The organism is Vibrio sp. MMG023, assembly GCF_021654215.1.
In the GTDB taxonomy this organism is placed as follows: domain Bacteria; phylum Pseudomonadota; class Gammaproteobacteria; order Enterobacterales; family Vibrionaceae; genus Vibrio; species Vibrio jasicida.
The window spans coordinates 24,990-48,881 of sequence record NZ_JAKFZP010000016.1 but is presented as its reverse complement, the minus strand read 5'-3'; the positions used below and the strand labels follow the sequence as shown (position 1 = coordinate 48,881).

General features: G+C 46.8%; 26 protein-coding genes. 8 read left to right on the top strand and 18 right to left on the bottom strand.

Annotated features, from left to right (window positions below; translation table 11 throughout):
* Nucleotides 1-156: 156 nt before the first annotated feature.
* From fusA to fkpA, 8 genes are all read right to left on the bottom strand, one after another.
* Nucleotides 157-2,256 (bottom strand): elongation factor G, encoded by a 2,100-nt coding sequence (gene fusA, locus L1076_RS25950; RefSeq protein ID WP_038871960.1) that lies wholly within the window; start codon nt 2,254-2,256, stop codon nt 157-159.
* Between the two features lie 137 nt (nt 2,257-2,393).
* Nucleotides 2,394-2,864 carry a 30S ribosomal protein S7 gene (gene rpsG / locus L1076_RS25945; RefSeq protein ID WP_005438390.1) on the bottom strand — a complete coding sequence of 157 codons (471 nt, stop codon included), beginning with the start codon at nt 2,862-2,864 and terminating at the stop codon, nt 2,394-2,396.
* A gap of 100 nt (nt 2,865-2,964) precedes the next feature.
* Nucleotides 2,965-3,339, bottom strand: coding sequence for a 30S ribosomal protein S12 (gene rpsL / locus L1076_RS25940; RefSeq protein WP_004399892.1), 375 nt, complete (start codon nt 3,337-3,339; stop codon nt 2,965-2,967).
* A gap of 178 nt (nt 3,340-3,517) precedes the next feature.
* Complete coding sequence (tusB, locus tag L1076_RS25935) at nt 3,518-3,793, bottom strand: sulfurtransferase complex subunit TusB (protein ID WP_038871962.1); 276 nt, start codon at nt 3,791-3,793, stop codon at nt 3,518-3,520.
* A gap of 7 nt (nt 3,794-3,800) precedes the next feature.
* A complete protein-coding gene (gene tusC / locus L1076_RS25930) occupies nt 3,801-4,157 on the bottom strand; it encodes a sulfurtransferase complex subunit TusC (protein ID WP_038871964.1) in 357 nt (118 codons plus the stop codon).
* Entirely contained in the window at nt 4,154-4,549 is a 396-nt protein-coding gene (tusD, locus tag L1076_RS25925; protein ID WP_054757245.1) for a sulfurtransferase complex subunit TusD, read from the bottom strand. The genes tusC and tusD overlap by 4 nt, the downstream gene beginning before the upstream one ends.
* Before the next feature lie 2 nt (nt 4,550-4,551).
* Nucleotides 4,552-5,268, bottom strand: a complete 717-nt coding sequence (locus L1076_RS25920; RefSeq protein WP_038871970.1) for a transcriptional regulator — start codon at nt 5,266-5,268, stop codon at nt 4,552-4,554.
* 144 nt (nt 5,269-5,412) lie between these two features.
* Nucleotides 5,413-6,195, bottom strand: coding sequence for an FKBP-type peptidyl-prolyl cis-trans isomerase (gene fkpA / locus L1076_RS25915; RefSeq protein WP_038871973.1), 783 nt, complete (start codon nt 6,193-6,195; stop codon nt 5,413-5,415).
* 128 nt (nt 6,196-6,323) lie between these two features.
* Here fkpA and L1076_RS25910 point away from each other — a divergent pair, with 128 nt between their 5' ends.
* Together L1076_RS25910 and L1076_RS25905 are read left to right on the top strand one after the other, a co-directional pair.
* The gene (locus L1076_RS25910) at nt 6,324-7,310 is read left to right on the top strand and encodes a hypothetical protein (RefSeq protein ID WP_237304737.1); all 987 of its coding nucleotides are present in this window, start codon (nt 6,324-6,326) and stop codon (nt 7,308-7,310) included.
* The gene (locus L1076_RS25905; protein WP_005438375.1) at nt 7,307-7,534 is read left to right on the top strand and encodes a SlyX family protein; all 228 of its coding nucleotides are present in this window, start codon (nt 7,307-7,309) and stop codon (nt 7,532-7,534) included. Before L1076_RS25910 ends, L1076_RS25905 begins: the two co-directional genes overlap by 4 nt.
* A gap of 80 nt (nt 7,535-7,614) precedes the next feature.
* Here L1076_RS25905 and L1076_RS25900 read toward each other — a convergent pair whose 3' ends face one another.
* The 5 genes from L1076_RS25900 to kefG form a co-directional block, all read right to left on the bottom strand.
* Entirely contained in the window at nt 7,615-8,556 is a 942-nt protein-coding gene (locus L1076_RS25900; RefSeq protein ID WP_237304735.1) for an isoaspartyl peptidase/L-asparaginase, read from the bottom strand.
* Nucleotides 8,557-8,688: 132 nt separating this feature from the next.
* Nucleotides 8,689-9,264, bottom strand: a complete 576-nt coding sequence (slyD, locus tag L1076_RS25895; protein WP_038871977.1) for a peptidylprolyl isomerase — start codon at nt 9,262-9,264, stop codon at nt 8,689-8,691.
* Nucleotides 9,265-9,352: 88 nt separating this feature from the next.
* A complete protein-coding gene (locus L1076_RS25890; protein ID WP_010443959.1) occupies nt 9,353-9,553 on the bottom strand; it encodes a YheV family putative zinc ribbon protein in 201 nt (66 codons plus the stop codon).
* A 35-nt stretch (nt 9,554-9,588) separates the two neighbouring features.
* Nucleotides 9,589-11,385 carry a glutathione-regulated potassium-efflux system protein KefB gene (gene kefB / locus L1076_RS25885; RefSeq protein WP_039975437.1) on the bottom strand — a complete coding sequence of 599 codons (1,797 nt, stop codon included), beginning with the start codon at nt 11,383-11,385 and terminating at the stop codon, nt 9,589-9,591.
* A complete protein-coding gene (kefG, locus tag L1076_RS25880; RefSeq protein WP_038877278.1) occupies nt 11,369-11,956 on the bottom strand; it encodes a glutathione-regulated potassium-efflux system ancillary protein KefG in 588 nt (195 codons plus the stop codon). Before kefG ends, kefB begins: the two co-directional genes overlap by 17 nt.
* 177 nt (nt 11,957-12,133) lie before the next feature.
* Between kefG and L1076_RS25875 the strand changes: the two genes are divergently transcribed.
* The 6 genes from L1076_RS25875 to crp all read left to right on the top strand — a co-directional run bounded on the left by L1076_RS25875 (nt 12,134) and on the right by crp (nt 17,781).
* Nucleotides 12,134-14,053 (top strand): ABC transporter ATP-binding protein, encoded by a 1,920-nt coding sequence (locus tag L1076_RS25875; protein ID WP_237304733.1) that lies wholly within the window; start codon nt 12,134-12,136, stop codon nt 14,051-14,053.
* A complete protein-coding gene (locus tag L1076_RS25870) occupies nt 14,050-14,529 on the top strand; it encodes a TIGR02444 family protein (RefSeq protein WP_038871985.1) in 480 nt (159 codons plus the stop codon). Before L1076_RS25875 ends, L1076_RS25870 begins: the two co-directional genes overlap by 4 nt.
* A 100-nt stretch (nt 14,530-14,629) precedes the next feature.
* The gene (locus tag L1076_RS25865; protein WP_038871988.1) at nt 14,630-15,637 is read left to right on the top strand and encodes a hydrolase; all 1,008 of its coding nucleotides are present in this window, start codon (nt 14,630-14,632) and stop codon (nt 15,635-15,637) included.
* 65 nt (nt 15,638-15,702) lie between these two features.
* Nucleotides 15,703-15,915 carry a YheU family protein gene (locus tag L1076_RS25860; protein ID WP_038877274.1) on the top strand — a complete coding sequence of 71 codons (213 nt, stop codon included), beginning with the start codon at nt 15,703-15,705 and terminating at the stop codon, nt 15,913-15,915.
* 124 nt (nt 15,916-16,039) lie between these two features.
* Nucleotides 16,040-16,909 (top strand): phosphoribulokinase, encoded by an 870-nt coding sequence (locus tag L1076_RS25855; protein WP_005432770.1) that lies wholly within the window; start codon nt 16,040-16,042, stop codon nt 16,907-16,909.
* A 239-nt stretch (nt 16,910-17,148) separates the two neighbouring features.
* Nucleotides 17,149-17,781 (top strand): cAMP-activated global transcriptional regulator CRP, encoded by a 633-nt coding sequence (crp, locus tag L1076_RS25850; RefSeq protein ID WP_005381432.1) that lies wholly within the window; start codon nt 17,149-17,151, stop codon nt 17,779-17,781.
* Nucleotides 17,782-17,997: 216 nt separating this feature from the next.
* Here the strand turns inward: crp and L1076_RS25845 are convergent, their stop codons facing one another.
* The 5 genes from L1076_RS25845 to L1076_RS25825 all read right to left on the bottom strand — a co-directional run bounded on the left by L1076_RS25845 (nt 17,998) and on the right by L1076_RS25825 (nt 23,827).
* Nucleotides 17,998-18,789 (bottom strand): DUF1338 domain-containing protein, encoded by a 792-nt coding sequence (locus tag L1076_RS25845; protein ID WP_237304731.1) that lies wholly within the window; start codon nt 18,787-18,789, stop codon nt 17,998-18,000.
* Between the two features lie 263 nt (nt 18,790-19,052).
* The gene (gene astD / locus L1076_RS25840; protein ID WP_042605514.1) at nt 19,053-20,510 is read right to left on the bottom strand and encodes a succinylglutamate-semialdehyde dehydrogenase; all 1,458 of its coding nucleotides are present in this window, start codon (nt 20,508-20,510) and stop codon (nt 19,053-19,055) included.
* Between the two features lie 28 nt (nt 20,511-20,538).
* Nucleotides 20,539-21,558, bottom strand: coding sequence for an arginine N-succinyltransferase (astA, locus tag L1076_RS25835; protein WP_038871998.1), 1,020 nt, complete (start codon nt 21,556-21,558; stop codon nt 20,539-20,541).
* 108 nt (nt 21,559-21,666) lie between these two features.
* Complete coding sequence (locus tag L1076_RS25830; RefSeq protein WP_038872001.1) at nt 21,667-22,878, bottom strand: aspartate aminotransferase family protein; 1,212 nt, start codon at nt 22,876-22,878, stop codon at nt 21,667-21,669.
* Between the two features lie 361 nt (nt 22,879-23,239).
* The gene (locus L1076_RS25825; RefSeq protein ID WP_038872003.1) at nt 23,240-23,827 is read right to left on the bottom strand and encodes an aminodeoxychorismate/anthranilate synthase component II; all 588 of its coding nucleotides are present in this window, start codon (nt 23,825-23,827) and stop codon (nt 23,240-23,242) included.
* Between the last annotated feature and the right edge of the window lie 65 nt (nt 23,828-23,892).

Genomic DNA, 23,892 nt, shown 5'->3' with positions numbered 1-23,892 from the left:
CAATCGTGTTCCTTCCTAGTTATGATTCGCCGTGATCATTATTGATCCCGACGCGCCAGAAATTGTTATTTTATGCGCCAACGCCTGTTAGCGCAATATTTGGACGCATTGATCTTTAAAAAAAGCTGGACTTTTTTTCAGCTCAAAGCGTTTTAATTAGTAACCACGGTCTGCAATGATTTTATCTGCGAAGTTTTTCGGTACTTCAGCGTACTCGTTAAACTCCATAGAGTAAGACGCACGGCCTTGAGTTGCAGAACGTAGGTCCGTTGCGTAACCAAACATCTCAGATAGTGGTACTTGAGCGCGGATGATCTTAATACCAGCCACACCATCGTCCATACCTTCGATCATACCGCGACGGCGGTTAAGGTCACCAACAACATCACCCATCCAATCTTCAGGAGTAGTTACTTCAACATTCATCATTGGCTCAAGAAGAACAGGCTGTGCTTCTAATGAACCCTTCTTGAATGCCATCGAGCCAGCGATCTTAAACGCCATCTCGTTAGAGTCAACATCGTGGTAAGAACCATCAAACAGAGTGGCTTTAATATCTAATACAGGATAACCCGCTAGAACACCGCTGTTCATTTGCTCTTCGATACCTTTCGCTACCGAGTTGATGTATTCCTTAGGAACAACACCACCCACAATTTCGTCAACAAAGACAAAACCTTCGCCAGGTTCAGATGGCTCCAGTTTGATCCATACGTGACCATACTGACCACGACCACCAGATTGACGTACAAATTTACCTTCAACTTCCGCGTTGCCACGGATTGTTTCACGGTACGCAACCTGAGGTTTACCAACATTACAGTCAACGCTGAATTCACGTTTCATACGATCAACGATAATATCTAGGTGAAGCTCACCCATACCAGAGATCAGTGTCTGACCTGTTTCGTCGTCCGTTTCTACGCGGAATGATGGATCTTCTGCCGCTAGTTTACCTAGTGCAATACCCATCTTCTCTTGATCGGCAACAGAGCGAGGCTCTACCGCGATCTGAATTACCGGATCAGGGAACTCCATGCGCTCTAGAATCACTTTGTGGTTCTGGTCACATAGCGTGTCACCTGTTGTAACGTCTTTCAGACCGATAGCAGCTGCGATATCACCAGCGCGAACTTCTTTAACTTCTTCACGCTTGTTCGCATGCATCTGTACGATACGACCGAAACGCTCTTTCTTGTCTTTTACTGAGTTGTAAACTGCATCACCTGAGTTCACAACACCTGAGTAAACGCGCATGAAAGTTAGCGTGCCCACGAATGGGTCAGTCGCGATCTTGAATGCTAGTGCTGAGAACGGTTCGTTGTCGTCTGCGTGACGCTCAACTTCGTTCTCTCTTTCGTCGATGCCTTTAATTGCAGGAACATCAACTGGCGATGGCAAGAATTCAATCACTGCGTCTAGTACTGCTTGAACACCTTTGTTTTTGAACGCACTACCACAAGTAGCCAGTACGATTTCGTTGTTTAGTGTACGAGTACGTAGAGCTTGTTTGATCTCAGCTTCAGACAGTTCACCCTCTTCAAGGTACTTGTCCATTAGCTCTTCAGTTGCTTCCGCTGCCGCTTCAACTAGGTTGTTGCGCCATTCTTCAGCAAGCTCTTGCATGTCTGCTGGAATTTCGTCGTATGTGAACGACATGCCTTGGTCGGCTTCATTCCAGTTGATCATTTTCATCTTGATTAGGTCGATAACACCACGGAAATCATCTTCTGCACCAACGTTCAGTTGGATTGGAACAGGATTCGCACCAAGACGGTTTTTAATTTGGTCCACAACGCGTAGGAAGTCTGCACCTGCACGGTCCATCTTGTTTACAAATACCATACGTGGAACGTGGTACTTGTCAGCTTGACGCCATACAGTTTCAGACTGAGGTTCAACACCAGATGAACCACAGAACACAACAACTGCACCATCAAGTACGCGCAGAGAACGCTCTACTTCGATAGTAAAGTCAACGTGTCCAGGGGTATCAATGATATTTACGCGGTGCTCTTGGAATTGTGCTTCCATACCACGCCAGAAAGTAGTAGTTGCAGCTGAAGTGATAGTGATACCACGTTCCTGCTCCTGCTCCATCCAGTCCATGGTTGCTGCGCCATCGTGAACTTCACCGATTTTATGAGACAGACCAGTGTAGAACAAAATACGTTCAGTAGTGGTTGTTTTACCAGCATCTACGTGAGCACAGATACCGATATTACGGTAGCGCTCAATAGGAGTTTTGCGAGCCACGATTGAATCCTCTTAACTTAGAGATAGGGACTATTGCTATAGCTAAAAATGCTATCCCCTAGATATAGCAATAGTTCCTAGCATAGGCATAGGAACTAAAGAAGTGCTGCAAGGAACCTTGCAGCACTGAAAAGGTATTACCAACGGTAATGTGCGAACGCTTTGTTTGCGTCAGCCATGCGGTGAACGTCTTCACGTTTCTTAACCGCAGTACCTTTGTTCTCAGACGCGTCTAGCATTTCAGCAGCTAGGCGTTGAGCCATAGATTTTTCACCACGCTTACGCGCAGCTTCAACCAACCAACGCATAGCAAGTGCGTTACGGCGAACCGGACGAACTTCTACAGGTACTTGGTAAGTTGAACCACCTACACGGCGAGATTTAACTTCTACCGCTGGGCGAACATTTTCAAGAGCTTCTTCAAAAATAGCTAAGTGGTCTTTACCAGACTTTTCAGCCATAGAATCTAGTGCAGTGTAAACAATTTTCTCTGCAGTAGATTTTTTACCGTCAACCATTAGGATGTTAACGAATTTTGCCAGCAGTTCAGATTTGAACTTTGGATCTGGAAGGATCTTACGCTGACCAATGACGCGACGACGTGGCATGGATTTTCTCCGTTGTCTTCTTCAGGTTTTATCCAAAACTTTTCAGTTTTTTCAAAAAATTAAAAATAATTTAGTGTTTGGCCTTACTTAACGGAATCCATTAAGACTTAGGACGCTTCACACCGTACTTAGAACGACCTTGTTTACGGTCGTTAACGCCAGCACAGTCAAGTGCACCGCGAACAGTGTGGTAACGTACACCCGGAAGGTCTTTTACACGACCGCCACGGATTAGTACAACACTGTGCTCTTGAAGGTTGTGACCTTCACCGCCGATGTACGATGTAACTTCGAAGCCGTTTGTCAGACGTACACGACAAACTTTACGAAGTGCTGAGTTAGGTTTTTTAGGTGTAGTTGTGTAAACACGAGTACATACACCACGTTTTTGTGGGCACGCTTCTAGTGCAGGCACGTTGCTTTTAACAACTTGCTTTGCACGTGGCTTACGTACCAACTGGTTAATAGTTGCCATTAACTAGCTCCTGATTTACTTGAAAGTAAGCTTTGTGAAAAATCTATCCCTAACGACTCTTGGCAGTTAGGGACGCAAAATTCTATGCAGCAGTGAGAGGTGTGTCAAGAAATATACGGATCTTTTTTGTTCAATTAGGGTAATTCGTCCGTAAAGCTCAATCGACAGGAATAAAGGGCTAATCCCAAGTCAGAGATTTCGCCTGTTTTGTCGTGAGTTCGACAAAACCTGAATAGTTTATAACGGTAATAGACGGGCTTATACGATTGGTGATTCCGCGAGCTTCGATATCACTCTGTAAAGCAAACACAGCGGGGCCTTTTACCTTTGTAAATGCTTTATGTTGAGGGTTAGCGGCATAAACCGCCTCTTCAATCAGCAAGACATCATCTTGCTCACTGTACAGTGCCATTGCATCGTCTAATGCTGCTACGGATTTGATGATATGTAACATGGCTTCCTCAGAATGACAGCAGTTTGCTAGCTTGTTGCAGTTTAGCTTTGAGCTGCTCGGTATTTAGAGACTCGGCATCAATGACTAAATCGGCTTGAGCCAAGCCACGCTCGGCAAGCGAATCAGCACAAACAAACACTTGCTCAATATCGTACAAGTCGAACAGCTTTAGCATTGGTGCGTAGTCTTTGCTTAAGATGCCATTTGGCTCCTGTCCAAGCAGTAACTGGTAGACACCATCACCAACAAATAAGACGGTGATGTCTTCACAGTACGCCGACGCCGCTAGCAGCGCATCCACACCTTCACGCCCCGCATTACTACCATGAGGTGCGCTACGAAATAGGTAAGTTAACTGACTCAAAACTGCACCACTCTATCTTGCGTTAACATAGCTTCGGCTAAGCTGCCCAAACCGGCTTGTTCGAACCCTGTCGCTAGGTTGTTCTGCTCAAGACCATGTTGATTGGCTTCATCTTCGCTGATGATACCGCGACGTAAAGCCGCTGCCACACACGTTTCCAAACGAACATCGTGTTGCTGTGCGAGTAATTGCCATGCTTTAGCTAGGTCAAACTCATCATTGGCGGGCACACTCAGAGCTGTACCATTGGTGACGCCGTCTTGATAAAAGAACACACTCACTAGAGTGTGTTCTTGTTCAATGACTGCTTTAGCAAATTGGTATGCACTGCGTGCCGATTGGCTGCCGTAAACCGGACCGTTCACCACTAGCGTGTAAGTTAATCCACTCACGCTTATTCGTCCTCAGTTTTACGCTGACGAATGTAAAGGTAAACCGTATGCTTAGAAATGTTTAGACGATCAGCAACGCGGTTGATGGCGTCTTTAATATCGAAGATACCTTTATCGTACAATTCCATGACGATCTGACGGTTTTTCGTATTGTTCGATACCGATTTGTCTGCATTGATTTCTTCAATCGTGCGCTCAACGGTTTGATCGACAAGTTCTTCAACATCGCTGGCGAAGTTTACTGAAGACGCCGCCTCTTTTGCTTCTTGTGTCGGCATAAAAGATTGCAGCACTTGGGAGAACGGCGCATCAAGGTTGACGTTAATACAAAGCAGGCCAATCACTCGGTTTTCACCATTGCGAATAGCAACGGTGATCGACTTCATGAGTACACCACCTTTTGCACGGGTGAAGTACGAACGTGAGAAGTTACGTTCAGAGCCTTCAATGTCTTTCAACATCTTTAGCGCTAAGTCGGTAATCGGAGAACCGACCTGACGGCCAGTGTTTTCACCATTGGCGATTTTGATTGCAGAGGTATTGAGATCTTCAAGAGAGTGAAGAACGATCTCACAAAAGGGACCAATCAAACTGGCGATGCCGTCCACGACCGCTTCGTAAGATCTCAAGATGATTTTATCGTGCTCAGAAAATGGCATCACGTTGACAGATTCCATTTCGAGCAACATCTCCGCATTTATTGTTTCTGTAGTTGTCATAAGCCTTCGAGCGAAAAATCAACAAATTGGTGTAAGTTTATCAGAAAATTTGAAAGGCAACCTAGCAAACTCATCAACTAGTGACCTAGAACAAAAAAGGCCCGTAAAACGGGCCTTTTTTCATCGAGTTATCGCTGTCTGTTATTACTTAGCAGCTTGATCGTTCTCAACTTTTAGTAGTTCAACTTCGAATACAAGCGTTGAGTTAGCTGGGATGCTTGGTGTGTCTTGATCACCGTATGCTAGCTCTGGCGGGATAACAAATTTGAACTTAGAGCCTACAGGCATTAGCTGAACACCTTCAGTCCAACCAGGGATAACGCGGTTTAGTGGGAACGTTGCTGGCTCACCACGATCGTAAGAACTGTCGAACTGAGTACCGTCGATCAGAGTACCTTTGTAGTGTACTTGAACCGTATCAGTGTCTTTTGGCTTCTCACCTTCAGCAGGCGTGATTACTTGGTAAAGTAGGCCAGAATCTGTCTTAACTACGCCTTCTTGCTTTTCGAACTCAGCACGGAAGTCATCACCTGCTTTCTTCGCTTCAGCCGCTTTTTCAGCGGCTTGCTTTTGCATCTTCTCAGCAACACGCTTATCTAGAGACTCTAGAGCAGCACGAGTTTCTTCCTCGTTTAGCGCAGCTTTGTCTTTGAATACGTCTTCGATACCTTTAAGAACTAGGTCTTTGTTTAGGTCGATACCGATTTCGCTTGGCTTATCGATACTCGTGCTCAGGTAGTTAGCAAATGAAACACCGATCGCGTACGCCGCTTTGTCATCGTCGGTTTTAAAGTGAACTGCTTTACCAGTTTCTGCTTGAACTTGTTCTGCTTGAGGTGCTGCTTCTGGTTTTGTTTCTTCTTTTTGACAACCTACCGCTAGCATTACTGTTGCAGCAAGTAGCGACACTTTTAAAACTGATTTCATTAAATTCTCCCAATAATGGCTTAGCCACTGGTTGTTGTGCACAAATCTTCGATGAGACTAGTGAAGACAATCGTTATACCAATATACTAGCTATATGTCTTAAGACACAAACCGGATTATTAGATGTGATGCAAAGAATTTCTCATTTATTCCTATATTTAATTGTCATCACCACGTTAAATGGATGCTTTTTTACCGATCATGACGTTCAACGTTGGTCACTCGAACCACAAGGTTCCACCAGCTTTGCGCTCAGTCGAGATGGCCGATTTGCACTGCTGTACTCCAAAGAGCACCAGTTAGTTCTTTGGGATTTGGAGCAAAACAAACAACTCGCAAAGCTGGGTGAACTCGATCAAGCTGCCAATGTGGTCTCCCATATTCGCATTTCGGACAATGGCCGCTATGCCGTCACTGCAAGCCAAATGAACTTCGCAGTATGGGATCTCGGATGGACTCAAGCCGAAGGACTTTGGTCTATCGATGACGCGCTAATTCGAGACGTTGATATCACCAGTAACGGAGAACAAGTGTTGCTTGGCCTGTCCAACGGTAAAGCGATTCACGTCAACTTAGTCACTGGTCGTAGGCTAGAGTTCCTTGCACACCAAGAAAAAGTCAATTCTGTCGCTATCTCGCCCAACGGGCGTTTCGCTCTAACGGGTGGAAATGATTACAAAGCTTACTTATGGGATACCGAAACAGGCCAAGTACTGCGCAGCTTTGAACACGAGCAACGCGTGGTAAGAGTCGCGCTTCAACGTGATGGGAAACTGGCCATGACGTCCGATGGCGGTAATCAAGCCATCATCTGGGACTTAGAAACTGAAGAAGAAGTGACACAGCTAAGCAGTTGGTCTCGTCAGTTGATATTCTCCACGGCTAGATTCTCAGACGATGGCAACTTATTAGTTACAGGAACGCCTTCAGGACGCGTGATGGTTTGGGATACTCACACAGGTAAACGAGTGGATAGATTTGAAGTCGAGCCGAAAAAAGATACTCGCCCTCCTCGTGCGGTCGTGTATGATGCAGCCTTTGATTCCAAGCAACGTATAATTACTGCCACTTCTGCGGGCATTGCCCAAGCTTGGCAGCTAGAGAACGGATCATGACAGAAAAACTTATTCAGCAATTGGAAGCTCGCATTAATGACTTAGAGTGTCAGCTTGCGTTCCAAGAACAGACGATTGAAGATCTGAACGGTGCCTTGTCACAGCAGCAACTGCAAATCACCAAGATGCTCGATCAGATGAAATACGTGGTAGGTAAAGTGAAGAATATGGATTCGTCGAATTTGGCCGATCCATCAGAAGAAACACCACCACCGCACTACTGATTCATCCGAATCCTAGTGCAGTAAATAACACAAAGCCCAGACTCTTATCTGGGCTTTGTTGTCTTTAGGAAAGCGAATCGCTACTCGTCAGAGTAAATGTTTACGCTCAACTCACCTTGAGTGTTGATCCCTGCTCGATACATACCAGAACTGTTCATCGCAAAGTGCAACTCACCTTGTGCATCGATGGCAATTAGACCGCCCTCTCCGCCCATCTCTTTAAGTTCACCTTGGATGATATGTTCACAAGCCGTGTGGACGTTTTCTTGCAAATAACGCATGCGCGCTGCGACATCTTCCGCCACTCGTTTACGGATAAAGAACTCGCCGACACCTGTAGTGGAAACCGCTACAACACCATTCTCTGCCACCGTGCCGCACCCAATCAGAGCGGAATCTCCCACGCGACCGTATTTCTTGTTGGTCACACCGCCAGTGCTGGTTGCTGCCGCTAAGTTGCCTTGTTGATCCAATGCAACCGCACCAACCGTACCGTGTTTACGGTCATCTGGGTAACGGGACTCGGAAAGAGCAAACAAGCCTTTCTCGCGCATAGAAATCAGTTGTTCATAGCGACGATCAGTGAAGAAGTAATCTTGCTCGGTGTACTCGTGGCCTTGTTCGAAAGCAAATTTCTCAGCGCCCTCGCCAACTAACAGCACATGGTTGCTGTTTTTCATTACATCACGAGCGAGCTCAATGGGATTCTTAATATGACGAACACCGGCAACAGCACCTGCCTCTTGGTTTCTACCATCCATTACAGAGGCGTCCATTTCTACCATTTCAGTATGAGTAAGAACCGAGCCTTTGCCTGCATTGAAATTAGGGGAGTCTTCTAGCACTTTTACCGCAGCAACGACCGCATCTAAGGCTTCACCACCTTTTGTTAAGATTTGATGACCCGCTTTCACCGCAGCTTCTAAATCCGTCAAAATGGATTGTTGCAGTTCATCGCTCATCTGTGCCCGCAAAATGGTACCTGCACCACCGTGAATGGCAATCGAGAAAGGTTTCGTCATCGCTTTGTCCAACTGTTATTCCTTGTATGATTTGCACTACACCCCAGATAAACAAAAAGCGCAAGTTGAAACCTCAACTTGCGCTTTTCAAAGCTTGTTCTAGATAATGCTATCTAGAGGAAGAGCGTGCGATTAGTGAGAACCGCAACCGCCGCCGCCACAGCATTCGTGGTCGTCAGCTTTTTCTTCGCCACCGCAGCAGCCGCCTTCGTGGTCATGGTCGTGACCGCCACAACAACCGCCACCTTGGTGGATGTGACCGTGTTCGATCTCTTCAGCTGTTGCTTCACGAGTAGCCATAACTTCAACTTCGAAAGTTAGTGTTTGGCCAGCTAGCATGTGGTTGCCGTCTACAACAACTTCGTCGCCATCTACTTCAGTCACTTCTACAGGGATTGGACCTTGGTCAGTGTCTGCTAGGAAACGCATGCCAACTTCGATTTGCTCAACACCTTGGAATACGTCAGCAGGAACGCGCTGTACTAGAGCGTCGTTGTGATCGCCGTAAGCATCTTCAGGAGCTACTGTTACTGAAAACTTGTCGCCAGCCACTTTACCTTCTAGCTCTTTCTCAAGACCAGTGATTAGGTTGTTGTGACCGTGTAGGTAATCAAGAGGCGCGTCAGCTGTTGATTGATCAACAACAACACCGTCTTCCATCATTACTTTGTATGCAAGGCTTGCAACAACGTTCTTTTCAATTTTCATACTAACTCCAGGGAGATTAACTGACTTAACCAAAATGGGGTTAAGTACCGAGATGGTAGTATTATGGGGATCAATTAACGAAGTTCAATTACTCAGGCTTAAAAATCCCGATCATTTCTTGTTCTGAGTGTTTATTTTTTTCTACAGATTGCGGTTTACGCTGCTCGGTGTAATCACAATCTACACATTCAACTAACTCGATATTGTTCTCAATCCACCAGCGCAACGTATCTTGCTGGCTACACTGCGGGCAGCTTGCACCCGCGATAAAACGTTTCTTGGCTTTCACTTTTGTTCCTTTTCCCGCTTAATACCGTGCGGGTACTACTTCCAATGATTTGGCGACTGTTGATCGCTTTCCATTTCGCGACCGAAGATTTCTTCTAGTTCTTTGCGTGCCTCTTTCGAGCGTTGAGCAAGTTCTTTATCCTCATTATGTTGAGGCAATAAGTCTTTGAGCATAGCATTATCTAGTTTACGAAAATGTGCTTCTGCCCGCTTTGCTTGATACGGATGCATGCCTAGTTCTACGAGCGCTTGGCGACCTAGATCTAATGCGCCCAAAAAGGTTTCACGCGAGTAGTTTTGCACACCGTGATTCATTAACTGATAAGCTTCCACACGGCTGCGTGCACGCGCAAGGATCTTCAAATTCGGGAAGTACTCACGACAAATGTCGACAATCGCCATCACTTCGTCAGGTGAATCCGTACAGATCACTAAGGCTTCAGCTTTATCCGCACCTGCGGCACGTAACAAATCAATCTGAGTCGCATCACCGTAAAACACCTTATAGCCGTATTTACGCAGCAAGTGAATTTGGCTCGCATCACTTTCTAGCACCGTGACTTTGATCTTATTGGCATACATCAAGCGCCCAACAATCTGACCAAAACGACCGAAGCCGGCAATGATCACGCGCGGTCGACGATCCACCACATTGGTCGTCACGCTCTCTTCTTCTTGATTGAGCGTGTGAGCAAACCACTTCTTTTGCCCCATGAGCAACAGCGGCGTCGTCACCATCGACAAACTCACCACAACCAATAAGAAGGAAACTTGCTCTTTGGTTAAGATCCCTTCTTGGCTTGCCGCGGTGAAAATCACAAACGCAAACTCACCACCTTGGCTCAAAATCGCCGCCATACGACTACGCGACTTTGCGCGAACTCGGGCGGTACGCGCCAGAACGTAGAGCACCAAACCTTTAACTACAACAAGGGCAATCACGGCACTAATAATCGCAAACGGTTGAAGTGCTAATAAGCCCAAATTCACCGCCATACCAACAGCGATAAAGAACAAGCCAAGTAGCAGACCTTTAAAAGGTTCTATCGCGATTTCCAGCTCATGACGATATTCACTTTCCGCCAGCAATACGCCCGCTAAGAAAGTACCGAGTGCCATCGACAGCCCCAGCTTTTGCATCGCAACAGAAATGCCAAGTACCACTAGAAGAGCAGCAACGGTGAAAAGTTCACGCACACCACTCATCACGACAAAACGAAATAAAGGGCGCAGTAAAAAGTGACCACCTATCAACAAACCGATCACTGAGGCTAACACCCACAAGGCATCCAGCCAATCACCGCCACTGGTGCCACCAGCGAGTAATGGCAACATGGCAAGCATTGGGATTACAGCAATATCTTGGAATAACAGTACCGCAAAGCCCGATTGCCCGGTTTCTGTGCCGGCTTGTCCTTGCTCTTCTATCACTTTAAGTGCAATCGCAGTGGATGAGAGTGCTAATCCCATGCCGATCACTAAGCTCACTTGCATGCTCAAACCAAACAGGCTGACGATGCTGCCAATCACGGCAGTCGTCACAATGACTTGAGCCCCCCCAAGTCCAAGTATTGGTCCACGCATTTGCCATAGTTTTTTGGGGTTTAACTCCAAGCCAATTAAGAACAGCAGCAACACTACCCCAAGTTCAGCAAAGTGGAGAATCGCATCCACATCGCTGATCAAACCCAGTCCCCAAGGACCAATTAAAACACCAGCAATCAGGTAGCCAAGCACAGAGCCCAAACCAAGTCGCTGAGCAATCGGCACTGCTACGACAGCAGCAGAAAGGAATACCACGCTGCTTTGAAGAAACTCACTGGTTATCGCCATGATGACCTCCTTGTACTCCCCACTCATTCAAAGGGTTGTTCAGCCATTGACGATATTGTTCCGCATGCTGATAACGCTCAATATCCGAGACATTACGTGACCAGTACAACACCAGAGGTTCCATCCAGTGCATTTGACAAAGAGCAGCGGTTAACTCGAAAGGTTGTAAGATCTGTTCTAATGGATATTTGTTATACCCAAGTGGGCTAAAGGCATCTTCTTTGCCTCCCGTGGTGATAACACTACGCCAATATTTACCTTCAAGTGCACAGCCATCGCCAAACGCAAACCCTTTACCTAGCACGCGATCTAACCACTCTTTTAGTAGCGCAGGGCAAGAATACATATAGAGGGGATGATGAAAAACGATCACATCGTGCGTCATCAACAGGTCGTGTTCGTAATTCACATCAATAAAGAAATCAGGATACGCACCATAAAGATCATGCACAGTGACGTGATCAAGTGATTGAATTTTTTTTATCATCACTTGATTGGCAATGGAGTTTTGCGGCTCAGGGTGAGCATAAATCACCAGAACTCTTGGGGGATAAGACGCTGCAACAGCCAAATGGTCGTCCTTGTTTTAATTTCTCAGGGAAAATTATCGTTATCAGTTTGTTATACTTTTTTGTATAGCATAATGCAATTAAAGGTCAGAGATCGACTTTTCCCGCCAATAGCCCTACTATTCACCGCGAGATAAATGACGAAGAAACGCGCGCTGCGCAAAGTGAACTAAAGCCCTATGATTACCTTTTCAGATATTCAGTTACTGCGTGGCGGTAAACCTCTTTTAGACCAAGCTTCTGCAACCATTCACCCTGCCGACAAAGTGGGTCTGGTTGGTAAAAACGGTTGCGGTAAATCTACCCTATTCGCACTCCTGAAAGACGAATTGTCGATTGACGCTGGCTCATTCAGTCAGCCGCAACATTGGGAATTGGCATGGGTAGCGCAGGAAACTCCCGCACTAGACCGCAGCGCAATTGAATACGTCATTGATGGTGATCGAGAGTTTCGCGGTCTTGAGCAACAACTGATGATTGCCGAAGAAAAAGACAACGGTACGTTGGTTGCAGAGATCCACGGAAAAATTGAAACCATTGGTGGTTACAGTATTCGCGCGCGTGCTGCCGAACTGCTTGACGGTCTGGGTTTTAGCCAAGAACAAATGAGCTGGAATCTGACCCAGTTCTCAGGTGGCTGGCGTATGCGCCTCAACTTGGCTCAAGCGCTATTGTGTCGTTCAGACCTACTGTTACTTGACGAACCAACCAACCACTTGGACTTAGATGCAGTAATGTGGCTGGAACGTTGGTTACAAAACTATCCAGGCACATTGGTTCTTATCTCGCACGACCGTGACTTTTTGGATCCAATTGTTGGTCGTATTATTCACATCGAAAACCAGCAGCTAAACGAATACACAGGCAACTACTCGTCGTTTGAAAATCAGCGCGCGCAAAAAATGGTGTTGCAACAAGCCATGTTCGAGAAGCAACAGAAACAGATGTCGCACATGCAAAGCTACATCGACCGCTTCCGTTACAAAGCATCTAAAGCCCGCCAAGCACAAAGCCGCATCAAAGCTCTAGAACGTATGGAAAAAGTGCTGCCAGCACAGTTCGATAACCCGTTTAACTTTCAATTCCGCGAGCCAGCGGCTTTGCCAAACCCAATCATGATGATGGATGAGGTATCGGCAGGTTACGGTGACAACCTGATCTTAGAAAAGATCCGCTTGAATCTGGTCCCAGGCAGTCGTATTGGTCTACTTGGTCGTAACGGCGCAGGTAAATCAACCTTGATCAAACTGTTGTCTGGTGAGCTAAAAGCGCAAGGCGGCGATCTCACTTACTCACAAGGCGTGAAGATCGGTTACTTCGCACAGCACCAACTAGAAACACTGCACCCAGAAGAAACGCCGCTACAACACATGATGCAGATTGCACCAGACCAAACTGAACAACAACTGCGTGATTACTTAGGTAGCTTTGGCTTCCAAGGTGATAAAGCACTGGAAAAAGTCGCACCGTTCTCTGGAGGTGAAAAAGCGCGTTTAGTATTGGCATTAGTTGTGTGGCAAAAACCCAACCTATTGCTACTCGATGAACCAACCAACCACCTAGATTTGGACATGCGCCAAGCATTGACCATGGCACTGCAAACCTTTGAAGGTGCGATGGTCATTGTTTCGCACGACCGTTACTTGCTGCGCGCAACAACGGACGACTTGTATCTGGTACATGACCGCCAAGTCGCACCATTTGATGGTGACCTCAATGACTACTACAAGTGGCTAACAGAGCAACAAAGAGCCGAGCGTAAAGAAGCACAAGCGGCACAACCAGAGAAAGACAACAACAACAGCGCTGCGGCAAAAAAAGAGCAGAAGCGACGTGACGCAGAATTTCGCAAACAGACAGCGCCAATTCGCAAAACCCTGACACAGTTAGAAAATAAAATGGATAAGTTAGGCGAAGCATTGGCATCAGCAGAAGAGCAATTATCGGATAACTCTCTGTATGAAGCAGAAAACAAGGCTAAACTTAATGAAGTGTTGGCACTTCAAGCGTCGAGTAAATCTGAGCTTGAAGACGTAGAGATGGAATGGATGTCTGCTCAAGAAACGTTAGAGCAGATGGAGCTAGAGTTTAATCAATGACAAAAGAGCACGCAGAATACACTCTCACCCTAGAACACCTTTGGCAGTTCAGTCTGCAATTTTATGGTGTGCGAGAAGTGAAGGAAGCGTGCTTGTCGTTGCAAAATAACTATCACGGCAATGTGAATCTACTACTGCTGCTCAGATGGCTCGATGAGCAGCAAGTCATTTTCCAAGAACAGGACTGGCATTTAGTTCAAGGTTGCCTTGGTCGAAGCGAAACCCTTCTGCACTCCTACCGTGAGTTACGTCGCCATCTAAAATCGCAAGTCAACGATGCCCTTTATCGCGAAGCACTACAGTTCGAACTGCAGTTAGAAAAACAACAACAATCCGACCTCGTTGACTGCGTCAACTCGTTAAAATTAGTCAGTAACGATGGCGATCCATTAACGCTAAGATATTGTCGGCAGCTCGGTGGTGAGCACCTTCAACAAGCGTTTTCCCTTCCAGTTCCAAAAATTCAGCATCCATAAATCAGTCATAAACCAGTAAAATATCTATACTAAAGCTATAAAGGATTATATTAATAAGTTCTTCAGCGAACATTGAAGGACCATATAAGAGCAGTTAGGTATGACACAATTTTTCGCAGCCGCCGGGATTAAGAACCCGCACCTTCAGACGCTATTACCGCGCTTTATTCGCAAGAAAGCGCTGTTTACGCCTATTTGGCAAACACTCGATACACCGGACGGTGACTTCCTCGATTTGGCGTGGTCCCAGCAGCCAGATTCCGAAGCCGCACGCAACAAACCAATCTTCGTCCTCTTTCATGGCTTGGAAGGCTGCTTCTACAGCCCATATGCGAACGGTTTGATGAACGCCTTCTCTAAATCGGGTTGGCTCTCAGTGATGATGCACTTTCGTGGTTGCAGTGGTAAGCCAAACAAGAAAGCCCGCGCCTATCATTCTGGCGAAGTAACGGATGCTCGTTTCTTTCTTGAGCAGCTCAATCAGCAGTTCCCCAACAATCCAAAAATCGCAGTAGGGATCTCCCTCGGCGGTAACATGCTGGCGAACTATTTAGCTAAGTACAAAGGTGACCCGATCTTGAGTGCCGCGACGATTGTCTCTGCACCGCTTGATTTAGCGGCATGTGCCAATCGTATTGAGCAAGGCTTCTCGAAGGTCTATCGACGTTACTTACTCTCTTCACTAAAGCGTAATGCACTGCAAAAGCATGACTTAATCCAAGGCGAACTCGCACTGTCGTATAACTCGATCAAACGTGTGACTCGCTTGTATGAGTTCGACGACTTGATCACAGCCCCTCTGCATGGCTTTAAAGACGCACAAGATTATTACGATCAATGTTCTGGCTTAAGCAAGCTGCAACAGATCACTCTACCGACGCTGATAATCCACGCAAAAGACGATCCGTTTATGACGGAAGAAGTGATCCCGAAATTTGTGTTGCCAGATAACATCGATTACCGACTTTATGAGCATGGGGGGCATGTGGGTTTTCTTACGGGAACCGCTCTCAAACCAAAGTTTTGGTTAGAAGAAGCCCTACCTGCTTATTACGAAAGTATCGCTGCGGAGTACCTTTCTGCTGTATCCGTGCCACGAACACAGTAAACTACTTAGGCGCGCCAGACTCCAACCCAAGGCGCGCTTAAACATCATAAAAGTTTGAGGTATTTATGGTCATCCCTTGGCAAGACATCGCGCCAGAAACGCTGGAAAATTTGATTCGTGAATTCGTACTACGTGAAGGCACCGACTATGGCTCGGTCGAAGTTTCACTGCAAAGTAAAATCGATCAGGTCAAATACCAATTAGAAAAAGGTGAAGCACTCATCGTCTTTTCTGAGCTACATGAAACAGTAGATATTCAATTAAAAGCAAAGTTTTAGACCCTTCACATTTTACCGTATCCCACTCGATGACAAGGGCTTGTTACGTGCTATAGTGGGTTATCGACCGTGCAGCATACGCATGCTGCACTTTACAGGTAAGTAATTTTCGACAAGGTTTGTCATGTCAGCTAAACATCCAATCATTGCGGTTACTGGTTCATCCGGTGCCGGTACCACCACCACATCTGAAGCCTTCCGCAAGATGTTCAATATGATGAACGTCAAACCTGCATGGGTCGAAGGCGATAGCTTTCACCGTTTTACTCGTCCAGAAATGGACGTCGAAATCCGTAAAGCCCGCGAGCAAGGCAAACACATCAGTTACTTTGGTCCACAAGCCAATGACTTTCCGGGGTTAGAAGAGTTCTTTCGTCAGTTTGGTGAAGATGGCACTGGCAGCGTGCGCCGTTATCTGCACACCTTTGATGAAGCAGTCCCATATAACCAAATGCCGGGCACCTTTACACCTTGGCAAGATCTGCCAGAAAACAGTGATGTCTTGTTCTACGAAGGCTTGCATGGTGGCGTGGTGGATGGCGATGTCAATGTGGCACGTCACGTCGACTTTCTAATTGGCATGGTGCCAATCGTCAACTTAGAATGGATTCAAAAGTTCGTTCGTGACACGCGCGATCGTGGTCACTCAAGAGAAGCGGTCATGGATTCGATCGTGCGCTCAATGGATGACTACCTAAACTACATCACCCCGCAGTTCTCCCGGACGCACATCAACTTTCAGCGTGTCCCAACGGTCGATACATCCAACCCACTCAATGCCAAAGGCATCCCAAGTTTAGATGAGAGTTTTGTTGTCATACGCCTTCGCGGCATAAAGAATGTCGACTTTCCTTATTTACTGGCAATGATTGATGGCTCATTCATGTCTCGCCACAATACTATTGTGGTACCGGGCGGTAAGATGAGCTTTGCAATGGAGCTCATAGTAAGGCCGATTCTGCAGCAACTTATCGAAACAGGGAAAATTGGCTAAAAACCTTGCCATCGTAGTGTTTACTTTTCATACCGTGATCATGTGCACAGTTTTGCTTACAAAATCTCAATGATGGCACGATTAAAATCAAGAAATCGTTTTCGAAAAAGGATACTATTTCTAACCGAAACACAAGAGAGCTTGCAGCATATAAAAAGTGCTCTTATTCTAGTAGGCCAATTCAGGCTTAGCTAAAATATGGATAGCGCAAGCGTACCCTGCAGAGGAAGTGAGATATTATGGTTCTAGGTAAACCTCAAACCGACCCAACATTAGAGTGGTTTCTTTCACACTGTCATATTCATAAGTACCCATCAAAAAGCACGCTAATTCACGCGGGCGAAAAAGCAGAGACTTTGTACTACATCGTTAAAGGTTCTGTTGCGGTTCTTATCAAAGACGAAGAAGGTAAGGAAATGATCCTTTCTTACCTAAACCAGGGCGACTTCATTGGTGAACTTGGTCTATTCGAAGAAGACCAAGAGCGTACAGCTTGGGTTCGCGCTAAATCTCCTTGTGAAGTGGCTGAGATTTCTTTCAAGAAATTCCGTCAACTTATCCAAGTTAACCCAGACATCCTAATGCGCCTTTCTGCGCAAATGGCTCGTCGTCTACAAGTTACTAGCCAAAAAGTGGGTGACCTAGCGTTCCTAGACGTAACTGGTCGTATCGCTCAGACTCTTCTGAACCTTGCTAAACAGCCAGATGCGATGACGCACCCAGACGGCATGCAAATCAAGATCACTCGTCAAGAAATCGGTCAAATCGTTGGCTGTTCTCGTGAGACAGTAGGTCGTATCTTGAAGATGCTAGAAGAGCAGAACCTAATTTCTGCGCACGGTAAAACTATCGTTGTTTACGGGACTCGTTAATCTCGATTAACGTTTAAAAAATTTAAAAGCCACCAAATGCAAGTTTGGTGGCTTTTTCTTTTTTGGGAATCGGGAACGGAAAGCAAAGAATCGAGAGTCGAGAACACTGCGTTCCGAGAGCGGACTTCGTCCTACGAGATATAGCCCTCTCAGATTCCGGGAGTTAAAACCTCCCGCAGTGAAGCGTTCCGGCATCTAGAGGGCGTAGCCTCTTCTTTAACCGTTGGTGCTTTCGAAGATCTTATCTGCCGATGCAGCCACAAATCCTGGGTACAACTCACCGTTATCCATTGGATAACGCTTAGCAAACTCATAGAAGCCACCAGGAATCACCTCAACACCTTCAGTAAAGCTCACTGGCACTTTGTCTGCCATGGTCGATGATTGCTCTAGTAGCACCTCTGGCGTGCCTTTTACTTCACCGCCATTCTCGTTGATGGTGAAACCAGCAGTGCGTAGGTAGTCGTTCACTTGCTTCACTTCTTGATGCTGGTTGAGTTGATTAACGCTCACTGTGAAGTGGTTAGCTCCGTAACCGTGCGCGGCAAGCCAAGAAGCGTATTCACTCTCTTTCGCCAAGGTTTGGAAGTCAGCGTAACTGAGGTTCCACAAACGTCCGCCGTATAAGAAATCACTGCCGGTCAGTTTAGAAGCATCAACCTGCTCTACCAATTTATGAACAATGGCCTGTAGCTCTGGTGAGCACTCATCCACTTTCAATTCACTGATGAAGACTTTTGGTTGTTTTGGATCTGGGTGCTCAAAATGTTTTGCTACCAGCTTTTTGCTTTCAAATACGTAGTCACCACAGGCTTTGTAGCCCACCACCAAGAATGGCTTCGCTAACGTTTCAATGCCTAGGGGATCGACATTAAACGTACGTAGAGCAATATGGTCATTAATCAGAGGCTCATCTTCTTGAAGAAGTTGATGGACTTTAGCTGCGGAAGGACAAAGACGTTTAATGTAGTCTTGCCATAGCGATTCAAATAACACATCGGGCGTCATAACGACTCCTTGTTATGCAATGTAGAGTTAGGGGTAAGAGAAGTTGACCGCTCGTTCACAGCCCGGAGGCTGTCCAGAATCACGAACGAGCGGTCATCAACCTGTGACGGTATGTGTGGCATAAGTGCCAGTCAGTCAACACGCACTGGAGAGTCTTAAGCTCGCCTTTGGCGTTTGCCAGCGCGCTTACCAGAATCCTAACTTGGTAAATAGCTCCGGCAGAGAGAAGCGGCGATACTTTGTCGCCGCTTCGTTTTTCTCTATTACAGGCTTACACCCGGACTCAATGTGGCAGGCAAGACCGTCTCTTGTCCTTCCATTGATGCCATTGGATACGCACAGTAGTCTGCTGCGTAGTAAGCACTTGGACGTAGGTTGCCCGATGCACCCGGACCACCAAATGGTGCATCACCACTTGCGCCCGTTAGCTGGCGGTTGCGGTTCACGATGCCGGCACGAATGTGGTCCACGAAGTATTCCCACTCTTGGTCGTCGGTTGAAACCAGACCCGCAGAAAGGCCAAAGCGTGTATCGTTAGCTAGTTCTACCGCTTTCTCTAGCCCTTCGTAGCGCACAACTTGCAGAAGTGGACCGAAGTACTCTTCATCTGGCAGTTCAGCAATGTTCGTCACATCAATAATTCCTGGAGAAACAAATGCCGCTTCGCCTGCTTTCGCTTCAATCAAGCTTTCTCCACCAAGTGCTTGTAGGTTTGCTTGTGCATCCAGAATGAATTTAGCTGCCGCGACCGAAATCTGTGGTCCCATAAATGGCGCAGGTTCTGCAAATGGTTGGCCGACTCTAATATTGAGTGTCGCTTCCACCAGCTTAGTAATGACGGCATCACCCTTGTCGCCAAATGGAATGTAAAGACGACGTGCACAAGTACAGCGCTGACCTGCACTGATAAAAGCCGATTGGATGATGGTATAAACCGTCGCATCTAGGTCGCCGTAGTTATCCGAGATAACCATCGGGTTATTGCCACCCATTTCAAGCGCCAGCATTTTGCCCGGCTGACCAGCAAACTGACGATGCAGAACATGACCGGTGTTTGCACTACCGGTGAACAGCACTCCATCAATGCCTTTCGCATCCGCAAGCGCAATGCCAGTTTCTTTCGCGCCTTGGACTAGGTTAATCACGCCTTTTGGTAGACCGACCTCCTCCCACAGCTTCATAGCGAGTTCACCCGTCCATGGCGTTTGCTCAGACGGTTTAAAGACAACGGTGTTACCAGCCAGTAGTGCTGGCACGATGTGACCGTTTGGCAAGTGACCTGGGAAGTTATAAGGACCGAATACCGCCATCACACCCAGTGGGCGGTGGCGCAATACAATTTGGTTGCCTGCGGCTTCACGTGCAGCTTCACCCGTACGGTCGTGGTAAGCACGGATGGAAATCGCAATTTTACCTGCCATTGCTGCCGCTTCGGTGCGTGTTTCCCAAATCGGCTTACCGGTTTCTTTGGCAATCACTTCGGCGATTTTTTCGCTGTGCTCTTTTACTTTTTCAGCAAAAGCCAACACGATCGCTTCTCGCTCTGCAAATGGGCGCTTCTTCCAATCAACAAACGCTTCACGTGCCGCCGAAACCGCTTGGTTCACTTGTTCTGCCGTTGCACCGTTGCCTTGCCATATCACTTCTTGGTTGTACGGCGACAGAGACGTAAATCCTGCACCCTGACCTTGTACCCATTCACCTGCAATCCAATGTGTCATTGTTTCTATCCTTAAATTCTGTCGTCAGTTACTGCGGAAGAAGGCGAACAAAATCCCCTTCCTCAACCAAAAGCGCATCAGCAAGTTCAGGAGCCAATACAACGCTTTGCGTTTCAGCGTCGTAAGCCGCTTTTGCAGCTGCAGCACGGAAGTTCTCGAATGATGAGTTACACATCAAGAAGTCTTGAGTACTGGTATGCTCAGAGATTTTGACTTGGGCACGGAACGAGTGACGTACCGATTCGATATTGCGTAGGTCACACTCCACCGTTGGGCCACCATCGAAGATGTCGACGTAACCACGGTTAGTAAAACCTTCGCGCTCAAGCAGCTTCAATGCTGGACGTGTGTTGTCGTGCACTTTACCAATCACGGCTTGTGCTTCTGGGCTCAATAGGTTGATGTAGATTGGCAACTTCGGCATCAAGTCGGCGATAAAGCCTTTCTTGCCGATACCAGTTAGGTAATCCGCCAGAGTGAAATCGATAGAGAAGAAATGCTCTTGAAGCCACTGCCAGAATGGTGAGTTGCCCTGATCATCAGAAACACCACGCATTTCAGCAAAGATAGTTTCCGAGAAGCGTTCTGGGTGCTCTGCCATCATTAAGAAACGACACTTAGACATCAGACGCCCGTTCAAGCCACCACGGAATTTCTCGCGTAGGAACAAGGTACAGATTTCGCTGTTACCCGTGTAGTTGTTACCAAACGTCAGCAGCTTAACCACGTTGTTTACGCCAAGCTTTGGTGACGAGTGCACCACTTTACTGATGTGGTAAGAATAAAAAGGCACATCCCAGCCGATTGAAGCTTCAATACCTGTGGTACCTGCGACTTCACCAGTTTCAGATTCAAAGCCCACCATTAGGTAGCCTTCATCACCGGCTTCGTTCACGTCAGGTTTGCCAAAACTGTACTCTGAATGTTTAATTCGATTGGTTAACAGTTCTTCGTTAACCGGTAGAGATGTAAACCCATGACCAGACTCAACCGCACAAGTGTGCAGCGCGTCATAATCCGACATTGCGATAGGGCGAACTACTAGCATCAATACTCCCTCCAGATGCAAGAAGATCCTAACTATATTGTAGGAACAATACCCCCATCAGAGATCCTTGATGGGGGTTTCTAGGTTGACGATAAATGGGGACCGCGCTTAGACCAGTGTTGCGATCGCTTTATCTAGCTTCGCCAAACCTTCTTCGATTTCTTGTTGTGTGATAACGAGTGATGGTGTGAAACGTACGACATTGGCACCCGCAACCAATACCATGAGACCTTGTTTACCCGCAGCAACCAGTACGTCACGCGCACGACCTTGCCACTCTTCGTTCAGTGCAGCACCAAGCAGTAGACCTTTACCGCGCACTTCAGAGAAGATGTTGTATTTCGCGTTGATCTTATCTAGACCCTCACGGAACATCGCTTCGCGCTCTAGTACACCAGCCAGTACTTCTGGTTTAGTCACTTCATTAACGACCGCTTCGGCAACGGCACATGCTAGCGGGTTACCGCCGTATGTCGAACCGTGCGTGCCGACTTTCATGTGTTCAGACAGTTTCTCTGTCGTCAGCATGGCACCGATAGGGAAACCGCCGCCTAATGATTTCGCAGTGCTTAGAATGTCTGGCGTAATGCCTAGACCTTGGTATGCGTAGAAGTGACCAGTACGACCGTTACCAGTTTGAACTTCATCGAAGATCAGCAGTGCGTTGTGCTTGTCACACAGCTCGCGAACCGCTTGAGCGAATTCAGGTGTTGGTGGAATGATGCCGCCCTCACCTTGTAGAGGCTCCATCATCACCGCACAAGTGCGATCAGACATATGTGCTTGCAGCGCTTCGATATCATTGTAAGGGAGGTGCGTTACGTCGCCTGGTTTAGGACCGAAACCGTCAGAGTAAGCCGCTTGGCCGCCTACCGTTACGGTGAAGAAAGTACGACCGTGGAAACCTTGTTTGAATGCGATGATTTCAGATTTCTCAGTGCCATGAACGTCTGCTGCATAACGGCGCGCCAGCTTCAGTGCTGCTTCGTTCGCTTCTGCGCCAGAGTTAGCAAAGAACACGCGCTCGGCAAAGCTCACTTCTGTTAGCTTCTTCGCCAGTCGAAGTGCAGGCTCGTTAGTCATAACATTACTTAGATGCCAAAGCTTGTTACCTTGCTCAGTCAATGCGTTCACCATAACTGGGTGACAATGACCAAGACAGCTCACCGCAATACCACCAGCAAAGTCGATGTATTCATTTCCGTTCTGATCCCAAATACGTGAACCTTCACCTTTTACAGGAATCATTTCCATCGGGTTATAGCAAGGTACCATTACCTCATCGAATAAACCGCGCTCTACTTTGTTTTCCGTTGTCATTGCACATTCCTTCTTGATACCGCATGCCTAGCAGATAAGCGAATTTAACCAGCACTCTTTGCCAGCAAATAATGTTTTGCATTTAAGCTAATACGGCATTGTATTTACATTTGATTAACCATTTCAATAGTGATTTATTCTTTTCGTATGCGAGCGTAACACCTCATACTCACTATCTATGATTATTTATGCACCAAGAAACGCAAATAGAGAAGCGATTTTTTATAAAAACCATGCATGACAAGGTTCAGAAAGAAATGAGAAAAATGAATAGGCCCTACCTAATTGGCAGAACGCATAGTTTTGCACTCCCCTTCTCAGGCACAAAATATGAAGAATTTGTTAAGAAAAGTGATCGCGATCAGATCGTTTTACGCGCAAGAAAGTTTGCGAGTAGTTCGTGGCCTTGTTCTGTCTTAATTGACTCTGGATGAAACTGTACTGCATCAATTGGCAGGGTTTTATGCTGATAACCCATGATTTCATCCATGGTTCCGTCAGGCAACTCAGTCCACGCAGTCAATTCAAACACCTTTGGTAACGTACCGTTTTTCACCACAAGAGAGTGGTAGCGGGTTACCGTCAATGGGTTGTTAAGGTTTTTAAACACACTGCGACCGTTGTGACGAATTGGTGATGTCTTGCCGTGCATCACTTGTCGAGCACGTACCACTTCCCCTCCAAACACCTGTGCAATCGCCTGATGACCAAGGCAAACGCCCAAGATAGGTAACTTACCGGCAAAGTGCTCAATGGCTTGTAGAGAGATACCCGCTTCGTTAGGAGTACATGGCCCTGGAGAGATCACCAAATGAGTTGGGTTGAGCGCCTCAATGCCTTGGATGTCGATTTCATCGTTACGCACCACCTTTACGTCTGCACCAAGTTCGCAGAAGTATTGGTAAAGGTTGTAGGTAAAAGAGTCGTAGTTATCGATGATCAACAACATAAAAGGTCGGTTGCTCCAATCCGTTTTGGCAATGCTTACGTGGTGATCGCCACGTTCGTGACAAT